General features: G+C 62.9%; 18 protein-coding genes. 12 read left to right on the top strand and 6 right to left on the bottom strand.

Translation table 11 applies throughout. From position 1 onward, the window contains the following. Positions 1 to 91: 91 nt before the first annotated feature. The 8 genes from B0E51_RS10865 (at position 92) to B0E51_RS10830 (ending at position 6,331) form a co-directional block, all read left to right on the top strand. Complete coding sequence (locus B0E51_RS10865) at positions 92 to 529, top strand: hypothetical protein (RefSeq protein ID WP_077444917.1); 438 nt, start codon at positions 92 to 94, stop codon at positions 527 to 529. A gap of 40 nt (positions 530 to 569) precedes the next feature. Beyond that, the gene (locus B0E51_RS10860) at positions 570 to 905 is read left to right on the top strand and encodes a VOC family protein (RefSeq protein ID WP_077444916.1); all 336 of its coding nucleotides are present in this window, start codon (positions 570 to 572) and stop codon (positions 903 to 905) included. 37 nt (positions 906 to 942) lie between these two features. Beyond that, a complete protein-coding gene (locus B0E51_RS10855; protein ID WP_077444915.1) occupies positions 943 to 2,133 on the top strand; it encodes a class I SAM-dependent rRNA methyltransferase in 1,191 nt (396 codons plus the stop codon). A gap of 66 nt (positions 2,134 to 2,199) precedes the next feature. Then, positions 2,200 to 3,762, top strand: a complete 1,563-nt coding sequence (gene rmuC / locus B0E51_RS10850) for a DNA recombination protein RmuC (RefSeq protein ID WP_077444914.1) — start codon at positions 2,200 to 2,202, stop codon at positions 3,760 to 3,762. Then, entirely contained in the window at positions 3,759 to 4,337 is a 579-nt protein-coding gene (locus B0E51_RS10845) for an FUSC family protein (protein ID WP_077444913.1), read from the top strand. The genes rmuC and B0E51_RS10845 overlap by 4 nt, the downstream gene beginning before the upstream one ends. 115 nt (positions 4,338 to 4,452) lie before the next feature. Further along, positions 4,453 to 5,307, top strand: coding sequence for a hypothetical protein (locus B0E51_RS10840; RefSeq protein WP_077444912.1), 855 nt, complete (start codon positions 4,453 to 4,455; stop codon positions 5,305 to 5,307). Positions 5,308 to 5,408: 101 nt separating this feature from the next. Continuing rightward, complete coding sequence (folE, locus tag B0E51_RS10835; RefSeq protein ID WP_077444911.1) at positions 5,409 to 6,002, top strand: GTP cyclohydrolase I FolE; 594 nt, start codon at positions 5,409 to 5,411, stop codon at positions 6,000 to 6,002. Next, positions 6,002 to 6,331 (top strand): EF-hand domain-containing protein, encoded by a 330-nt coding sequence (locus B0E51_RS10830; RefSeq protein WP_077444910.1) that lies wholly within the window; start codon positions 6,002 to 6,004, stop codon positions 6,329 to 6,331. The genes folE and B0E51_RS10830 overlap by 1 nt, the downstream gene beginning before the upstream one ends. Before the next feature lie 48 nt (positions 6,332 to 6,379). On the opposite strand, the gene B0E51_RS10825 is transcribed toward B0E51_RS10830, so the two are convergent. Genes B0E51_RS10825 through B0E51_RS10800 form a run of 6 tightly spaced genes read right to left on the bottom strand, consistent with a single transcriptional unit; the run spans position 6,380 to position 10,929 of the window. Continuing rightward, positions 6,380 to 7,585 (bottom strand): ABC transporter permease, encoded by a 1,206-nt coding sequence (locus B0E51_RS10825; RefSeq protein ID WP_077444909.1) that lies wholly within the window; start codon positions 7,583 to 7,585, stop codon positions 6,380 to 6,382. Beyond that, complete coding sequence (locus B0E51_RS10820; RefSeq protein WP_077444908.1) at positions 7,582 to 8,316, bottom strand: ATP-binding cassette domain-containing protein; 735 nt, start codon at positions 8,314 to 8,316, stop codon at positions 7,582 to 7,584. Before B0E51_RS10820 ends, B0E51_RS10825 begins: the two co-directional genes overlap by 4 nt. Continuing rightward, complete coding sequence (locus B0E51_RS10815) at positions 8,309 to 8,500, bottom strand: hypothetical protein (RefSeq protein ID WP_077444907.1); 192 nt, start codon at positions 8,498 to 8,500, stop codon at positions 8,309 to 8,311. Before B0E51_RS10815 ends, B0E51_RS10820 begins: the two co-directional genes overlap by 8 nt. Then, a complete protein-coding gene (locus B0E51_RS10810) occupies positions 8,497 to 10,077 on the bottom strand; it encodes an alpha/beta hydrolase (RefSeq protein ID WP_077444906.1) in 1,581 nt (526 codons plus the stop codon). Before B0E51_RS10810 ends, B0E51_RS10815 begins: the two co-directional genes overlap by 4 nt. 3 nt (positions 10,078 to 10,080) lie before the next feature. Beyond that, positions 10,081 to 10,278: a helix-turn-helix transcriptional regulator gene (locus B0E51_RS10805; RefSeq protein ID WP_174570641.1), complete on the bottom strand. Its 198-nt coding sequence runs from the start codon at positions 10,276 to 10,278 to the stop codon at positions 10,081 to 10,083. A gap of 33 nt (positions 10,279 to 10,311) precedes the next feature. After that, on the bottom strand, positions 10,312 to 10,929 hold the full coding sequence (locus B0E51_RS10800) for a hypothetical protein (RefSeq protein WP_077444905.1): 618 nt from the start codon (positions 10,927 to 10,929) through the stop codon (positions 10,312 to 10,314). Positions 10,930 to 11,349: 420 nt separating this feature from the next. Between B0E51_RS10800 and B0E51_RS10795 the strand changes: the two genes are divergently transcribed. The 4 genes from B0E51_RS10795 to B0E51_RS10780 all read left to right on the top strand — a co-directional run bounded on the left by B0E51_RS10795 (position 11,350) and on the right by B0E51_RS10780 (position 16,602). Further along, entirely contained in the window at positions 11,350 to 11,916 is a 567-nt protein-coding gene (locus B0E51_RS10795) for a fimbrial protein (RefSeq protein ID WP_077444904.1), read from the top strand. Positions 11,917 to 11,993: 77 nt separating this feature from the next. After that, positions 11,994 to 12,740, top strand: coding sequence for a fimbria/pilus periplasmic chaperone (locus tag B0E51_RS10790; RefSeq protein ID WP_077444903.1), 747 nt, complete (start codon positions 11,994 to 11,996; stop codon positions 12,738 to 12,740). Continuing rightward, positions 12,740 to 15,514: a fimbria/pilus outer membrane usher protein gene (locus B0E51_RS10785; RefSeq protein WP_077444902.1), complete on the top strand. Its 2,775-nt coding sequence runs from the start codon at positions 12,740 to 12,742 to the stop codon at positions 15,512 to 15,514. Before B0E51_RS10790 ends, B0E51_RS10785 begins: the two co-directional genes overlap by 1 nt. Beyond that, the gene (locus B0E51_RS10780) at positions 15,511 to 16,602 is read left to right on the top strand and encodes a fimbrial protein (RefSeq protein WP_077444901.1); all 1,092 of its coding nucleotides are present in this window, start codon (positions 15,511 to 15,513) and stop codon (positions 16,600 to 16,602) included. The genes B0E51_RS10785 and B0E51_RS10780 overlap by 4 nt, the downstream gene beginning before the upstream one ends. Positions 16,603 to 16,805: the final 203 nt, after the last annotated feature.

The following is a 16,805-nucleotide window of genomic DNA, read 5'->3' as shown; positions in this document are numbered from 1 at the left end:
CTTCGTGCCGCACTCGATCATCGAGGAAGCGCGTGTCGTGCTGATCGACTGGCGGCTAGGCTAAGCTTGTGTCTTTTTAGCGAGGCTATGCATGCGCACCATCCTGTTCCGCCTGATCGGCATCCTTGAAATTGCCGGTGGCCTGTATGGCGTGGCGGCGGCGCTGCATCGGCTGCTGCCGTTCGGCTCAGCCCACGAAAGCGTGCTCGCGCTGATCAGTCTGGCGCTGTACGGATTTGTGCTGGCTGCCGGCGTGCAGTTGCTCGACGGAGGCGATCGTGGCGTGCGCATGTCCAGCTGGGCGCAGCTGCTGCAGCTGCCGCTGATCGCGCTGCCGATCTTCAGCTATGCGCTGCACTGCGGCGCCTTCGTGAATGTGTTCGCCACGCTGCAAGCCGCGCCGCGGCTCGGCATCGACTGGCACTTCGGCAGCCAGGGCTTTGTGCTGGCCTTGGCCGGCCCAGGCGTCTCGCGACTCGGCATCAACCTGCTGGCGCTGCTGTCATGGCTGGTACTCAGGCTGCGCTGAACCATCACCTGCTTCCATCGACCACGCAACGGAGCCGACCATGGCGCGTCCCAATTACATCGAGCTGCCGGCCAGCGATATCGCCGCGGCCCGAGCCTTCTACACCCAGGCGTTCGGCTGGGAACTGACCGGTTTCGGCCCGACCTACGCCTGCACCATGACCGGCGACGTCGATATCGGCCTGCAAGGAGACCCGGCCGAAGCCACCCGTGCGCCGCTTCCGGTGATTGCGGTGGACGATCTGGAGGCAGCGCTGAGCGCAGTCACTGCGGCCGGCGCCAGCATCGTGCGGCCGATCTTCGCGTTTCCCGGGGGTCGACGCTTCCAGTTTCTCGATCCGCACGGCAATGAACTGGCGGTGATGCAGCCCGACTGAGGCATGCCCGACGGAGCGCGCACGCTATCATGGGCGGATGAACGCTCCTGACCAGCTACCGCCGGCACCGACCCTGCCCGTCATTCGCCTGAAATCCGATCGCAACCCCGGTCATCCATGGGTGTGGTCGGCGCAGATCTACAAGCCGGAATCGAAGCTGCCGCCGGGCAGCGTGGTCGAGGTGCAGGATGCCAAGGGTCGTTTCGTCGGCCGCGCGTTCTGGAACGGGCACGCGCGGATTGCCTTGCGCCTGCTCGACAGTCACCCGGATCAGGCGATTGATGCGGACTGGATCGGCGCACGCATCGCCCGTGCGGTGCAGCTGCGGCGCGAGTGGCTGCAGCTCGACAGCGTCAGCGATGCGTGGCGCGTGGTGCACAGCGAAGGTGACGGCCTGTCCGGGCTGATCGTCGACCGCTATGCCGATATCCTCGTGATCGAATATTTCGCCGCGGGCATGTGGAAGTTCCGCGAGGCCATCCATGCCGCCTTGCTGCGCCACTTCCCCGACGCGCGGCTGTACTGGTTTGCCGAATCGCATGTGCAGAAGCAGGAATCGTTCGACGTCCGTAGCCCGGATGCACCGGAGGCTGTCGAAGTGCATGAGCACGGCCTGCACTTCCACGCCGCACCCGGTTCCGGCCACAAGACCGGCTTCTTCGCCGACCAGCGCGACAACCGCAAGCGCTTCGCCGAACTGGCCAAGGGCCGCCGCGTGCTTGACCTGTGCTGCAACGCCGGCGGTTTCGCGGTGCATGCGATGGCGGCCGGCGCGCGTGAAGCGGTCGGCGTGGATCTCGATGCGGGCATCCTCGAGATCGCCCGCGCAAATGCCGCGGCAAACAACGTCGCGGTAACGTTCGAACAGTCGGACATCTTCGACTGGGTGCGCGCCGCCGTGGCGCGTGGCGAGCAGTACGACGCGGTGATCCTCGATCCGGCCAAGCTCACCCGCGACCGCAGCAAGGTGATGGACGCGCTGAAGAAATACTTCGCGATGAATCGCATGGCACTCGACATCATCCCGCCCGGCGGCCTGCTGCTGACCTGCTCGTGCACCGGCCTGGTCGGCGAAAGCGAATTCCTCGAAATGCTGCGCCGCGTGGCGCTGAATGCCGGTCGCGAGATCCAGATCCTCGAAGTGCGTGGTGCCGGTACCGACCATCCGTTCCGTACCGATGTACCCGAGGGGCGTTACCTCAAGGCCGTGTTCTGCCGCGTGGATTGATCAGCCTGATCGCAGCGGGCGAGACAGTCTTGCGTAAACTCGCAGCCTGCATCACTGGATTCCCTTATGCCTGCCACTGAAATGCTGTTGATCGTCCTCGTCGTCGCTGCACTTGTGGCCGGTGTGCTGCAAGTGATCATGCTGCTGCGCGGACGTCGGAGTTACGACGATTCGCAGAAAGCACTGGCTGATGCCAATGCGAGCTTGCGCGAAGTTTCATCAGAACTCGCACGAGCACAAACGCAAGCAGAGCGCGCTCAGGCTCTCGAGTTGGAAATGCGTGCTGCAACCGAAGAAATTGCCATCAAGCGCGAAGATCTGGCCGGAAAATCGAGCCAGCTAGACGCGGTCGAAAAAGCCCTTGCGGTGGCGAATGCTCAGCTCATCGAGCTAACCGAAACCAATAAGAGCATCGTCGAGACCAAAAGCGCACTTCTCGAGTCCAATGCACGACTTCAGCAGGAAGTGAAATCCGCGAAACAGCGGGAAATTGAGACAACCACGCTACTTGCGGGCGCAAAAGAGGAGATGGCAAAAGAGTTCAAGCTCATGGCCAGCACCTTGCTCGAGGAGAAGGGCGCAAAGCTAACCGAGCAGCAGAGATCAACTCTTTCCACGTTGCTTGATCCCTTCAATGAGACACTCAAGGATTTCAAAGGCAAGGTTGAGTCCGCGCGCGAGGCGGATGTCGCTGCGCGAGCAGGTCTAATTGCGCAGATCCTCGAACTTACGAAATTGAATCAGGATATTGGCGCCAAAGCGCAGTCCCTCACGAATGCCTTGCGCGGTGAAAGTAAGACGCGCGGCATATGGGGGGAAGCAGTACTCCAACGTATTCTGGAACTGGCCGGGCTACGCGAAGGTATGGAGTTCCGAACCCAGGTGAGCCACAAAGTCGAAGGCACCGATGGGCGACTCATTCCTGACGTCGTGCTGGATCTTCCGCAAGATCGCTCCATCGTGATTGATGCGAAAGTCTCCTTGGTCGCCTATGAACGCTTTGTCTCTTCGAACGGCGATGAACAAGTACGCATGGCGGCCCTAGACGATCATTCGACATCCATCAAAAGGCATATCCAAGATCTGTCGAAGAAAAACTACCCTTCGCTTTACAACCTAAAAAGTGTGGACTTCACACTTCTTTTTGTACCTATTGAAAGCGCCTTGACGGCTGCTAGCGAAGCCGATCCCAATCTTGCTCAATACGCTCTCGAACGTCACGTCGCCCTCGTGTCGCCCAATACGTTGTTTACCGTTCTGCGTACCATCGAGTACATCTGGCGCGTAGAGAAGACGACGCGAAACATGGAAAAGATAGTCGACCGCGGAAGGTTGATGTACGAAGCCGCCAGGCAATTCACTGAGCATGTCGTATCCATCGGCGACGCGCTTGGCAAAGCCACCGCCGCTGTGCAATTAGCCGAAAAAGCATTAACCGATCCTAGTCGTGGTTTGGTACGCCAAGCAGAACAACTACGCGAATTCGGCATCAAAACAAAGAAATCCATGCCGAAGCGACTTTCTTCGGATAACGATGACACAGAGGCCGCCGATGGTTCCCCGGAGAATGGGATCGACAACGATGCTAGTGGCAACACTACTGGCACCGGGGTGGGCGAGGACGCATGAGCGAATCGCAACGACCGCTGATTGAGCACCACCGCCAGCTCGGTCTGTTGGCTGATGAAGTGCTGCAGCTGCGGCACGCTTTACCACCACGCGACCGCCTGATCGTCGGTCTGGTCCATGCACTGCGTGCCGTGCTGGCCGCGAGCATCAGCTACTTCATCGCCCTCGAACTGGGTCTCGGGCAAGGTTTCTGGGCCGCGATCACTGCGATCTCGGTAAGCCAGAGCAGCTATGCCGAAGTGCGCAACTCGTCGCGTGACCAGTTCGTCGGCGCGATGATCGGCGGCCTGATCGGACTGGGTGCCGCGATGCTCGGGCATGATCACTATCTGGCCTATGTACTGGCCGTGATCGCCGGCATGCTGCTGTGCTCGGTCTTCAACCTGGGTGCCGCCGGCCGCATCAGCGGCACCACCACCACGATCATCATGCTGGTGCCGCACACCGGTGCATTCTGGCAGTTCGCCCTGTTCCGGTTGGGCGAAGTCACCCTCGGCGCAGCGGCAGCCCTGCTGGTAACCCTCGCGTTCGACATGCTGGAGCGACGCCTGTTCGCCGGTCGATCGCCATCGTAGACGACAGCATTTTCTCGACCGGCACCGCCGAAACCTGATCACGGGTTAACCCCATAAGCAGCGGCGCAGCGTTACATCCCATGCATCGATCCGCGATGCATGCCGGAGTCGCCCCATGAAAATCCTGTTGCTCGGGCTCGCCTTTGCGGCGGGCCTGGTCCACGCCACGTCCGTCGCTGCAGTGGGTCGGCTGGTCGACCTGAGCGTGTATGACCGCGACGGCCAGCGCGCGCTGCCGGTGTACCGACACGATGGCCGCTACTACATCGCCGGTGAGCCGGGTCATCGCTACCAGATCAGCCTGCGCAACCGTTCCGGTAGCGACATGATGGCGGTGCTTTCAGTCGATGCCGTGAATGCAATCTCCGGCGATAACGCAGACTGGTCGCAGGCCGGCTACGTGCTGGATCGGTATGCCAACACCGACGTGCTCGGCTGGCGCAAGAACATGGCCCAGGTCGCCGACTTCGTATTCGCAGATTACGCGCAGAGTTACGCGGTACGCACCGGGCGTCCCGACAATGTCGGCGTGATCGGCGTGGCAGTGTTCCGTCGCCAGCGTGCCTATCCTCAACAGGTGATGCAAGCGCCCATGGCCGACGTGGCTTCGCGGGAAACCTACGCACCCATGCCCGCACCGGCGCCACCTGCTCCAGCTCCGATCATGGAATCAACAGCCCGCTCTGCCGTGAATTCCGCTCCTCCCATGGCCGCACCACCAACCCAGGCTTCCGTGAGTCAGGCACCAATGGCCAAGGCCCAGAATGACGGGCCGCTCGGCACCGGCCACGGCCAGCGCGAAGAGTCCTCAACCCACTATGTCGATTTCGAGCGTGCGTCGAGTACGCCAGACGAAGTGATCACGCTGTACTACGACACCTGGAACCACCTGCTCGCACGTGGCGTTGTGCCAGCACCGCGCCCGGGTATGCCGGAGCCGTTCCCGGGTCATTTCGTGCCCGATCCCTGAGTGGCGGCATTCGATCCAGATTGCCCTCATCCACACGGATCAGGGCATCCCTTGACGCATTCGCTAAACTGGAGGAAATCCGCTGAACCAAAGGAATCTCCATGAGCGACCAGCACGACGTCACCCGCGAACAAGCCGAAGAGGCGGTGCGCATCCTGCTGCGCTGGGCCGGCGAGGACCCGGCCCGCGAAGGCCTGCTCGATACGCCCAAGCGCGTGGTCAAGGCGTACCGCGACTGGTTCTCCGGCTACGAAAGCGATCCGGGCGACTACCTGCGCCGCACCTTCAAGGAAGTGAACGGCTACGACGAAATGGTGGTGCTGCGCGATATCGAGTTCGAGAGCCATTGCGAGCATCACATGGCGCCGATCATCGGCCGCGCCCATGTGGGCTATCTGCCGACCAATCGCGTCGTCGGCATCAGCAAGCTGGCCCGCGTGGTCGAGGGTTTCGCACGCCGCTTCCAGGTGCAGGAAAAGCTCACCGCGCAGATCGCCCAGTGCATCCAGGAAACCCTGCAGCCCGCCGGCGTGGCGGTGGTGATCGATGCCAGCCATCAATGCATGACCACCCGCGGCGTGCACAAGCGCGGCGTGTCGATGGTGACCAGCCAGATGCTCGGCACGTTCCGCGATGACGCGCGCACGCGCGCGGAGTTCCTGCAGTTCATCGGCATCCACGGCGGCAGCCGCTGATGCGCCGCCTGGTCATCGCCATGGCACTGCTCATGCCGCTGGCCGCATTCGCGCAAGATTCGCGCGCGGACTACCTCAAGCAGTTCGACACGAATGGCGACGGCAAGGTGAGCGAGGCCGAATACGTGGCCTATATGAGCCAGGGTTTCGAGCGCATGGACACCAACCACGATGGCGTGCTGGAAACCAATGAGCTACCAGGTGGCCGCGGCATGCCGATCACGCTGAAGGAATACCAGGACAACCTGCGCCACCAGTTCCACAAGCTCGACCGCCACCACCACGGCTACCTCAACGCGCAGGAACTGACCGCGCCACCGCAGGGGTAAAGCCTCTGATGCACTCCCTCCCCTGCATGCAGGGGAGGGAACAAAACCTCAAGCTGAAATCGCCAACCGCTCCGAGCGATATAGCTGGACGGTGGCCAACAGCGCAATCAGCGCCGCCGCCAGGCTGCCGGCCAGGCACAACCCGATCTGCTCTGCGCTGACACCGTCGCCGCGCAACAGCTGCATGATGCCGAGGTTCTGGCCGAGCAGCGGGATCGCGTACATCCATGCCTGCGCCTTGATCGGCATGAACGACAGCAGTGCGCTAGGAATCAGCGGCACCAGCATCAGCAGCGAGATGTAGGTCTGCGCTTCGCGATAGCTCTTCGCGAACGCCGCCACCATCGACTGCAGCGCAGACAGCAACAGCACCAGGGGCAGCATCAGCAACAGCACGTTGGCCGCGAAGTGCACGCCCAGGTCCAGCTCCATGCCGATCTTCTCGGCAGGGATGAACTGCCCCACCACGGCGAACGCCAGCAGGGTGATCAGCAGGCTGGCGCTGGAGAATGCACAGATCGCCGCCAGCTTGCCACACAGGATCTTCCAGCGCGCCACCGGATTGGCGAACAGCGGCTCCAGCGATTGGCGCTCGCGCTCGCCGGCAGTGAGGTCGATCGCCAGGTACATGCCGCCCATGAAGACGGTAATCACGAAGAAGTACGGCAGCATCGCGAACATCAGCACCGCCCTCGACTGCGGCGTGGCCTGGTCGCGTCGGGCAACCTGCAGTGGCCACGCCGTACTCGGCGACATCCCGCGTGCGACGAGCCGCAGCGCACCCTGCTGGCGTCCATAGCTTTCGACCAGCTTGCTCACACGTTCGACCGAGGTATTCGCCTCGCGTTGCGACGAGTCGTAGAACAACTCCACCTGCACCGGCTCGCCCTTGCGCCAGGCCTTGCCGTAGTCCGGTGCGATGCGCAGCACTACATCGGCATCCTGCTTGCGCACAGCCTGCGCAGGATCAGCGACGGGCGCTCCCGGCACCACGCCACCGACCTTCAGCGCATCAAGCAGGTTGGGCGCGTACTCGGCGCCGATCACCGGCACCGGCAGCGGCTTCTCCGCCTTGTCCAGTTCACGGTTGAGGGTGACGTTGAGCAGCATCACGAAAATCAGCGGCCCCAGCAGCGGGCCGGTGAGGAAGGCGCTGATCAGGGTGCGGCGGTCACGCAGATTTTCCTTTACCTCCTTCAGGAATACCGTCATGAAGGCGCGGCTGCGTGGCAGCTTCGTGGGAACAGTATTCATGCGGCCAGACCCTCGTCGCTGCCAATGATCTTCACGAACGCATCCTCCAGATTGCTCTCGCCGGTCTGTGCCCTGAGGGCATCGGGCGATTCGTCGGCCACTACGCGACCATGCGCGATCACCACGATGCGGTCACACAGCGCAGCGACCTCCTGCATGATGTGGCTGGAAAACAGCACGCAACGTCCCTCGGCTTTCAGCTTCGCCATGAACTGGCGCAACGCGCGCGTGGCCATCACGTCGAGGCCGTTGGTCGGCTCGTCGAGGATCACATTGCGCGGGTCATGCACCAGCGCGCGTGCGATCGCGGTCTTCACCCGCTGGCCCTGCGAGAAACCTTCGGTGCGGCGCTCGGCGATGTCGTCCATTTCAAGCGCCTTGATCAGCGCATCGCGACGGCTGGCCAGCAAATCTTCCGGCAGTCCGTGCAGGCGTCCGAAGTATTCGATGTTCTCGCGCGCGGTCAGCCGCTTGTAGAGCCCGCGCGCATCCGGGAGCACGCCGAGTTCGCGTCGTACCGCCAGCGGGTTCGTCGCCGCGTCGATGCCATCGACCAGCACTTGGCCACTGTCCGGCGTCATCAACGTGTAGAGCATACGCAACGTGGTGGTCTTGCCGGCGCCGTTGGGGCCAAGCAGGCCGGTGATCTCGCCATCGCGGGCGACGAAGCTGACGCCGTCGACGGCTTTCACCGGGCCGAATGCTTTATGCAGGTTTCTGACTTCAATCACGACAAGTCACTCCGTTTGAAGCAGCGCGCCGGCCGAAGGTCACCACGGACAACGTGGCCAGCAACGGAAGCAGTATCAGGAAAAGGAATTTCGGCGCGCCGAGCACCGCGGCGGCGATGATGGCTGCAGCCCACAGCATGGCGTTGGCCAAAACGTACGAATTATTCGCGTGGCGATATTTCATGGAGTGGCTCCGTTGAAATCTATGAAGATCGGCGTGGGCTGCAGCCGATCCAGGCAACTGGCATCCAGCGTCTTCGGATCGAGCTTCTCGACGAAATGCTGGACCAGCTCCGGCATGCAGCCTGTCGACATCACGCTATGCGCCTGGCCCTTGAGCATCAGCACACGCGCATTCGGCAGCCCCTTCGCCACCTCGTCGGCGTAGCGCGGTGGTGTCACCGGGTCGTACTGGCCGGCCAGCAGCAGCACCGGCTTGTCGGTCTTCAGCGGCTGGTGGAAATCCGCCGGGCGCGTGCCCTTCGGCCATACCGAGCAGACCGCCTTCAGCGCATCGACCATATGCGTGCCCAGCATGGTGTTGGCATCCTGCGGTCGCGGCGTGAGCAGGTCGGCGTCCTCGCTGCAGATCACCGAGTACTGCATGCCGCTGCCCATCAGCTCGGACAGCTCACCCGAAAGGATCTTTGCCTGACCGAGCAACGGGCCGACATCGCCATGCGCGGCCGCGTCGATTGACAACGGCAACAGCGCCGCCGTAGCCGGCGTATACGCAAACATGCGCACCACGCTGGCCAGCGAGTACTCGTTCAGCACCCGCTTGACCGTCTGGTAGTTCTGCGGATCGCGGAAGCTGACCTCGTGCGGATTCGCACGCAAGGCATCGCGCAGCTGATACAGCGTCTGGTCCGGATCACCGAATTGCTTCCTGCATGCCGGCTCGGCGGTGCAGCGGGCGAACTGCGCCTTCAGGGCATCATCCAGGTTGCGCGCAAAGTCCTCGCCCAGTGCCAGCGAATTCGGTACCACGCTGTCCAGCACCACGCTGCGCACTGCATCCGGATAGCGCATCAGGTACTGCTGCGCCATACGCGTGCCGTAGGACACGCCGATCAGGTCGAACTGCGGAGCGCCGAGCGCCTTGCGCACATCCTCCAGATCCTGCGCGGCGACCGTGGTGGTGTAGTAGCGCGGATCGGCATGGCTGGCCAGTTGCTTCAGGCAATCGGCGGCGGCGGCGCGCATCTTGTCGGCATCGAAACTGTCGTCGTCCCCCGGCGCCACCGCGTCATCGGACTCCTTGCAGCTCAGCGCATTGGAGCCGCCGGTGCCGCGCTGGTCGAGCAGCAGCACGTCGCGGTGCGCACGCAGCGGGTCCAGCATCATGGCAATCGCACCGGCCGAATCGGTTGCCGCCTGTCCCGGACCGCCGGCAAGAAACACCAGCATGTCCTTGCTCGCCACCTGTGCGCTGGAACGCAGCAGCGCCAGCTTCAGCTTGATCGTGCGGCTGTGCGGATCGTCGCGATTCTCCGGCACCGGGAAGTCGCTGCACCACGCCGCCGTACTGAGCCCGCTGTTCGGCTGTCCCAGCTGGCATGCAGTCAGCGTCACCGTGCCGAGCGTCCACGTCTGTGGCTTGGCTGGAGGCACCGTGCTGGCCGCAATCGTCGCTTTCTGTGTATCCGATGCAAGCGGCGCTTCAGTCTGCTGCGGATGCTGGAACTGCTTCCATGCCAGCACGCCCAGTACCACGACCATCACGCCGATGCGCATCACCGTACGTCCCTTCAATGCCATGCCCTACTCCTCACCGGGTACAAAAATTGATTCGATTGGACGGCCAAACAGATTCGCGATCTTGAATGCCAGCGGCAGGCTGGGATCGTACTTGCCGGTCTCGATCGCGTTGACCGTCTGCCGCGACACGTCGAGTCGTTCGGCCAGGTCGGCCTGTGACCAGGCTTGCCCGCCACGTAATTCGCGCACGTGATTATTCATGGACGCGTACCGGGGGCCTGCACGGATGCTCCATCACGATGCCTCGTGATCACCGAGCCGGCGCCGGCGCCAGCCCACGATCAACAGCATTAGCTGCCACGCCGCAAACACTGCACTCATGCCGCACAGCATGCCGAGTTGGTAGTCGGGCAGTTGCTTGCGCCCGAACCATGCAATGGCGACCAGCACCAGTGCCACCAACAACAGGCGCCAATGCCAGGCGATGCCGCTGTTGCACATCACATCGCCGTCGCCGCCGAAGCGACGGCTGGCCCAGACACGCCCGGCGGCATACACCACCACCAGAACCGGCCACACAAAAAGCAGAACCGAACCATCCAACGGGACGATGCCGGCCGCAGCGAGAAAACCGCCGACCAGGCTAAGCATGCTGACCACCGTGGTGGATATCGCCAGACCGATCAGGTGCGTGCGCTGCTCCAGTTCGTCGCTACCCAGCACCAGCCGCACCATCGCACGCACCACGAACAGCACCGGCAGCACCGGCAGCAGTGCCAGCGCAATCTTCAACAGATCGTTGTGCACCTTCGGCAGCAGCGGCCACAGCAGAAACATGATCGCGATATAGGCCGCCATGGCGGGCCAGAACTCGCGCTGATAGCGCTGGTGGATCGAACGGGGCTTGCTCAAGGAAAACTCCGGCGGCGTGTGTCAAGCAACCTTGACAAGCGCAGCGTACGGAGCGGCTCCGCGAATGTCAAGTACGCTTTACATGTGCGTCCTTTCTGCCCGGTTCGTGATCTTTTGCGTGTTAGTTACGTGAAGCCATCGTTCAGATTAAGTGACGTGGTTCGCACATTTAGCTGCCATAATTTGTCAGGGATGACCTACGACGCAGATCAAACGCCCGCTGAGCTTCATGCTCATCCCTACCGGTAGCAGGGGGCAGCCGGTATTTCGCAAACAACCACAGGTTGGCATACAGCTTGCTTTTTCTCCGACGACCAGCCACGCGCAAGGCTGCAGTCGGGGTGGTGCAGTAGTGCGACCACATTTGTCCACCAGCGCGTCGAACCAGTTAGTTACCCAACATCCTGAAAGGAAATACGCATGAACAAGACTCTCCTCTCCGCTGCATTGATCGCCGGTTTCGGCATCGCAGCATTCGCTCCGCAGGCTGCCAGTGCAGCTACCGGCACCATCACCTTCAACGGCAAGGTCTTGTCGTCGACCTGCTCCGTAGGCACCGTAACTGGCGGAACCGTGTCCAGCAACAATGTGGCGGTCACGTTGCCCGATGTGCAGACCACGGCCTTCACCGCGGCAGGCTCCGTTGCAGGCCTGACACCATTTGCGCTGAACCTGACCGGCTGCCCGACGACGCCCGCGGGTGTCGTGGTAGGCGCAACGTTCTCCGGTGCCATCGACGGGACAACCGGTGCCATTCAGAACACGACCGGCGCGAGCTTTTCCAACGCGGAAGTCCAGTTGACCAACTCGACGGGTACCGCCCTCAACCTGAATAGCCAACCGGCTTTTGGTCCGGTCACCGCAACCATCATCCCCGCTGGCACGGCGACACTGAGCTATGAAGCCCAGTATTACCAGCCAACGGCTACGGCCGTCACCGCTGGCACGGTGACCGCAGTAGTGAGCTATACGCTGACCTACAACTAAGGCGAACGCTCTCCGGCTGCCGCATTCCTGCGAATGCGGCAGCTTGCTGCAACCCGACTCCAGCGTAAGAGGTGCCCATGAACATCCTGATCCGCGCACTTGGCGCGGCGGTGCTCGCTTTGTGTCTGGCGATACCGCCAGCCCGCGCCAGCGTCGTCATCGGCGGCACCCGTGTGGTGTTTCCCGCCCAGCAGGGCGAGGTCACCGTGCGCCTGTCCAACAAGAGCGATCATCCTGCGCTGGTCGAGGCGTGGATCGACACCGGGAACCCCAACTCGACGCCGGACAGCGTCAGTACGCCATTCCTGATCACACCGCCACTGTTCCGCATGGAGCAGGACAAGGACCAGAACCTGCGGATCCTTTATACGCAGGGTTCCCAGCCGCTGCCGAGCGACCGCGAGTCGCTGTTCTGGCTGAACGTGCTGGAAATCCCGCCCAAGCCCACCGGCCCTCAATACGCAGGCCGCAACTATCTGCAGTTCGCGATACGCTCGCGGCTGAAACTGTTCTACCGCCCGGCCGACCTGCCAGACGATGCGCTTAAGGCGCCCGACAAACTGACTTTCAAGGCTACTGCCGGCCAAGGCGCGGCGGTGGAAGTGCACAACCCCACGCCGTATTACGTCACGATCAGCAACCTGTCGTTCGGCACCGACAGCAAACCGAGCCCTGAAACCAACGGCATGGTCGCGCCCTTTGGCGACCTGCGCCTGTCCCTGAAAGGCCTCGCGCAAGCGCCCTCCGCTGGTACGCCGGTAGTCTTCGTTACCGTCAATGACTACGGTGCGGCAGATAGCCACAAAGGCACCGTGACACCGTAATGGAATCACGGCGCGCATCCTCCGGTCACTCGCCACTGCGCCGCGCTGCGCTGGCGGTGGCCTGTGGCGTGGCGCTTGCCGTGGCCATGGGCTGCCCTCATCCGGCTTGGGCGGCAGCAGCCGCAGCTGCTGCTGAGGGGGGCGCGACCGCTGATGCCAGTGCCAGCGGTGGCTTCGCCGATTTCGACCGCAGCATGCTGCCCGGCGCCGGGCACGACACCGCCGACCTCTCGCGTTTCGAGCACGGCAACCCCGTGCTGCCTGGCGTCTACAACCTCGACGTCTATCTCAACAAGAACTGGGTGGGCCGCATGGACGTGCGCTTCGCCGCGCCATCTCCCGGCGCCAACGCCGCGGCCTGCGTCAGCACCGCGCTGCTCGATCGCATGAGTCTGGTGCCCGTCAAGGCCGATGCCGCGGCGGCTGCGAAACTGTCATCGCCGTCCGATTGCGTGAACTTGGGTGACCTGATTCCTGGCGCCACGCTGTCCCTCGACATGTCCGACCTGCGCATGGACGGCAGCGTGCCACAGGTCTACATGAACCAGCGGCCGCGCGGCTGGGTCAACCCGGCGTCGTGGGACGCGGGCGTACCAGCGTTCCTGCTCAACTACAATTTCGACAGCTACCGCACCACCAGCGGCGGGCAAAACCAGACCAGCACCTACCTGGGCTTGCGTTCCGGCTTCAATATCGGCCTCTGGCAGTTCCGGCAGGACAGCACCGGCACGCTGCAATCAGGCACCAATCAGCCGAGCCAGCGTCACTGGCACAACATCGATTCCTACGTGCAGCGTGCGCTGCCCAGTCTGGGCGCCGTGCTGAGCCTGGGCGACAGCTACACCGACGGCGCCGTGTTCGACAGCTACGGCCTGCGCGGCGTGCAACTGGCCACCGACGACCGCATGCTGCCGCAGTCGCTGCGCGGTTACGCGCCGGTGGTACGTGGCGTGGCCTACACCAACGCCAAAGTCACGGTGACCCAGAACGGCACGCAGATCTACCAGACCACCGTCGCGCCCGGCCCGTTCGTGCTCGATGACCTCTACCCCACCGGCTACGGCGGCGACCTGGTCGTGAACGTGACGGAGGCCGACGGCCGCCAGCATAGCTTCACCGTGCCCTACGCTTCGGTGGCGCAACTGATGCGCCCCGGCGTCACCCGCTTCGACATCGCTGCCGGCCAACTGCGCAACACCACCCTGCAGAACCGGCCCGACGTGATCCAGGCCGCGGTGCAGCACGGCTTCAGCAACCGACTCACCGGCTACGCCGGCGTACAGGGCTCGGACGGCTACGCCGCTGTACTGGTCGGCGGTGCGCTCAACACCCCCTTCGGTGCATTGGCGCTGGATATCACCCATGCCCACGCGAGCATTCCCGGCTACGGCACCTATGACGGCCAGAGCTTCCGCGTCAGCTACAGCAAGATCATCCCGGAAACCAACACCTCGCTGAGTGTGGCCGCCGACCGCTATTCCACCAGCGGCTTCCTGAGCCTGAGCGACGCCGAAGCCGCACGCGATTACGCCAGCCACGGCATGAATGCACTGCAGTACCAGCCGACCAACCAGCAGATGATCGACGGGCTACCCGTGCAGAGTCTGCTCACACCAGCCCAGCTCGCGGCACTGAACGGCACTGTCTACAACGTCAACAATCTCTACATCGCGCATGGTCTGCTGCAGCAGCGCAACCGCTTCACCCTGACGCTCAACCAGCAGCTGGGGAGCAGTGGCGGCTCGCTATACGCCAACGCCTCGGTAAACGACTACTGGAACCGCAACGGCAACGACACGCAGTTCCAGATGGGCTACAACAACCATTTCGGGCGTCTTACTTACAGCGTCTCCGTGAGTCGCGGGCGCACGGAACTGGGCGGCTACGACAACCAGGTTTCCCTCAACGCCAGCCTGCCGCTGGGCGACACCCCGCATGCGCCCAGCATCTCGTTCAACCTCAACCACGCCACCAACAGCGGCGCACAGGAGCAGGCCACCGTCAACGGCACGCTGGGCCAGTGGAACCAGTTCAACTACGGCGCCACCGCCTCGCACAGCAGCAACGATACCGGCAGTGCCTACAATGCAAATGCCGGCTACAACAGCCCCTACGCCACGCTCAACGCCAGCATCGGCAGCGGCAGCGGCTACTCGCAGGCATCCTTTGGTGCCAGCGGCGCGGTGGTCGCGCACGCAGGCGGCATCACCTTCGGCCAACCGACCGGCGACACCATCGCCATCGTGTACGCGCCCGGCGCTGCCGGAGCGCACGTCCTCAGCGCCCCGGGCATCACCGTGGACCACGCCGGCTATGCGCTGGTGCCTTATCTCACGCCCTATCAGCTCGACACCATCCAGATCGATCCGCAAGGCTTGCCGCTGGGCGTACAAATGGACGCCACCAGCGCACAGGTGGTGCCATATGCCGGCGCGGTAGTGATGGCGGACTTCAAGAGCAAGACCGGCCGCGCGCTGATCGCACGCATCCGCATGTCGGATGGCAAACCGGCGCCGTTCGGGGCACAGGTGTTCGATGCCACGAACGAAGCGTTGGGCGTGGTCGGACAGGCCGGCCTGACGCTGCTGCGCGGTGTCGGCCCGAGCGGCAGGCTCAACGTCCAGTGGAATGATGAGCAGGGCGTGGCGCATGCTTGCGCATTCCCATATACGCTGCCCAAGCCTGGCAAGGTCGTGACAGCGTATCAGCAGATCCAGACCACGTGCGTCGCGGACAATGCCGCAGCACAGCCGCAGAAGGAGGGTGGAGCATGACCGACCGTGCAACCGTCAGCACGTCGCCCCTGCAACGCACATCCTGCCGTGCAGTTGGGCAACAAACCGCAACCGCTGCCGCGCAGACGCATCCACGGCATCGCACCGGTTATGGGCAGTGGGCGGTACTTCTGCTGGCTATGCTTTCGCTAGCCCTGTCTGGCCGTGCCCACGCCAATTGCACCAACACCAACAGCCCCGGCACGGTGACGTTCACGCCACCTGGTGGCCAAATCACACTCTCAAGCACCGGCACTGCCATAGGCACCATCCTGTGGACGTCGACACAAGCCACCCCTGCAAGTTATCCCACCCTCACCTGCACGGGCACCACCAACAATGGCGTAGTCAGCAGCTACGGGGCGCCCGTTGGCAGCGACGATACCCTCTTTCCAACCAATCTTACGTGGCTGTCCTTCCGGATTCTGCATCCGGATACAACCTCTCCCTTGTCAGCCTATCCGAACAATGCGTCCGTACCGACAGGAAGTGTTGCCTTCAGCGTAGCTTCTGCTTTGCAGCTGGTGGTGACTGGCATCATCCCCCAAGGTCAACAAGGCACTACGCAGCAAATGACCATCCCGGCTGGGCAGCTCGCGCAGTGGAATGTCGACATGACGAGCGGCACCAATCCTGTTGAAATTTTCAAGATATCCAACATCAAGTTTGTCATTCCCACTTGCACGGCAGCTGTCGATCCCACCGTGGTGACGCTCTCTGCAGTAAGCGCCACGGTTTTTACCGGCGCAGGCAAGACTGCCGGCCAACAACCGTTCCAGGTGCAATTGAACTGCATCTCCGGCGCGAATCTCAGTATCACCTTGAGCACAACCAGCGGTTTCGGCGCCAAGACGCTCGGCGTGATCAGCAACACCACCGGCACAGGCTACGCGACGCGCGTAGGCATACAGATCCTCAAACAGGACGGTATCACCCCCGTTACCTTCGACACGGCAATCTCCGAGGGCGCCACTCAGAACGGCACCATGAACCTGCCCTTTTTCGCGCAGTACTATCAGACCTCCAACGGCACAGTAGCAGTCGGTCAGGTCAGTGCCACGGCCACCTACACGCTGACCTATAACTAACTAGAAGCAGAACTACTGCGCAGCGGACGGAACGACCCGGCTTGCTGCCCCGGTTCCGACATTGCTGCCAACCGTGCCGGCGAAGCGATTCAGAATGGTCGACGACTAACATTGGCTTGCTTCGTGCCCGCACTGGATACAGGTGGGCACGCTGAAAGCCATTCGCGCCACCCTGCGATCATCGGCAAGCAGGGAGCAACCTG

This window comes from Rhodanobacter sp. C05, assembly GCF_002001165.1.
GTDB lineage: Bacteria > Pseudomonadota > Gammaproteobacteria > Xanthomonadales > Rhodanobacteraceae > Rhodanobacter.
This window is presented reverse-complemented; position numbering and strand designations above follow the sequence as displayed.

Excerpts from the sequence above, each read along its gene's own strand:
- B0E51_RS10845 (WP_077444913.1), top strand. The coding sequence starts at position 3,759 with ATGAGCGAATCGCAACGACCGCTGATTGAGCACCACCGCCAGCTCGGT.
- rmuC (WP_077444914.1), top strand. The coding sequence starts at position 2,200 with ATGCCTGCCACTGAAATGCTGTTGATCGTCCTCGTCGTCGCTGCACTT.
- B0E51_RS10780 (WP_077444901.1), top strand. The coding sequence starts at position 15,511 with ATGACCGACCGTGCAACCGTCAGCACGTCGCCCCTGCAACGCACATCC.
- B0E51_RS10825 (WP_077444909.1), bottom strand. The coding sequence starts at position 7,585 with ATGAATACTGTTCCCACGAAGCTGCCACGCAGCCGCGCCTTCATGACG.
- B0E51_RS10795 (WP_077444904.1), top strand. The coding sequence starts at position 11,350 with ATGAACAAGACTCTCCTCTCCGCTGCATTGATCGCCGGTTTCGGCATC.
- B0E51_RS10805 (WP_174570641.1), bottom strand. The coding sequence starts at position 10,278 with ATGAATAATCACGTGCGCGAATTACGTGGCGGGCAAGCCTGGTCACAG.
- folE (WP_077444911.1), top strand. The coding sequence starts at position 5,409 with ATGAGCGACCAGCACGACGTCACCCGCGAACAAGCCGAAGAGGCGGTG.
- B0E51_RS10785 (WP_077444902.1), top strand. The coding sequence starts at position 12,740 with ATGGAATCACGGCGCGCATCCTCCGGTCACTCGCCACTGCGCCGCGCT.
- B0E51_RS10865 (WP_077444917.1), top strand. The coding sequence starts at position 92 with ATGCGCACCATCCTGTTCCGCCTGATCGGCATCCTTGAAATTGCCGGT.
- B0E51_RS10840 (WP_077444912.1), top strand. The coding sequence starts at position 4,453 with ATGAAAATCCTGTTGCTCGGGCTCGCCTTTGCGGCGGGCCTGGTCCAC.
- B0E51_RS10855 (WP_077444915.1), top strand. The coding sequence starts at position 943 with ATGAACGCTCCTGACCAGCTACCGCCGGCACCGACCCTGCCCGTCATT.
- B0E51_RS10810 (WP_077444906.1), bottom strand. The coding sequence starts at position 10,077 with ATGGCATTGAAGGGACGTACGGTGATGCGCATCGGCGTGATGGTCGTG.
- B0E51_RS10860 (WP_077444916.1), top strand. The coding sequence starts at position 570 with ATGGCGCGTCCCAATTACATCGAGCTGCCGGCCAGCGATATCGCCGCG.
- B0E51_RS10830 (WP_077444910.1), top strand. The coding sequence starts at position 6,002 with ATGCGCCGCCTGGTCATCGCCATGGCACTGCTCATGCCGCTGGCCGCA.
- B0E51_RS10815 (WP_077444907.1), bottom strand. The coding sequence starts at position 8,500 with ATGAAATATCGCCACGCGAATAATTCGTACGTTTTGGCCAACGCCATG.
- B0E51_RS10790 (WP_077444903.1), top strand. The coding sequence starts at position 11,994 with ATGAACATCCTGATCCGCGCACTTGGCGCGGCGGTGCTCGCTTTGTGT.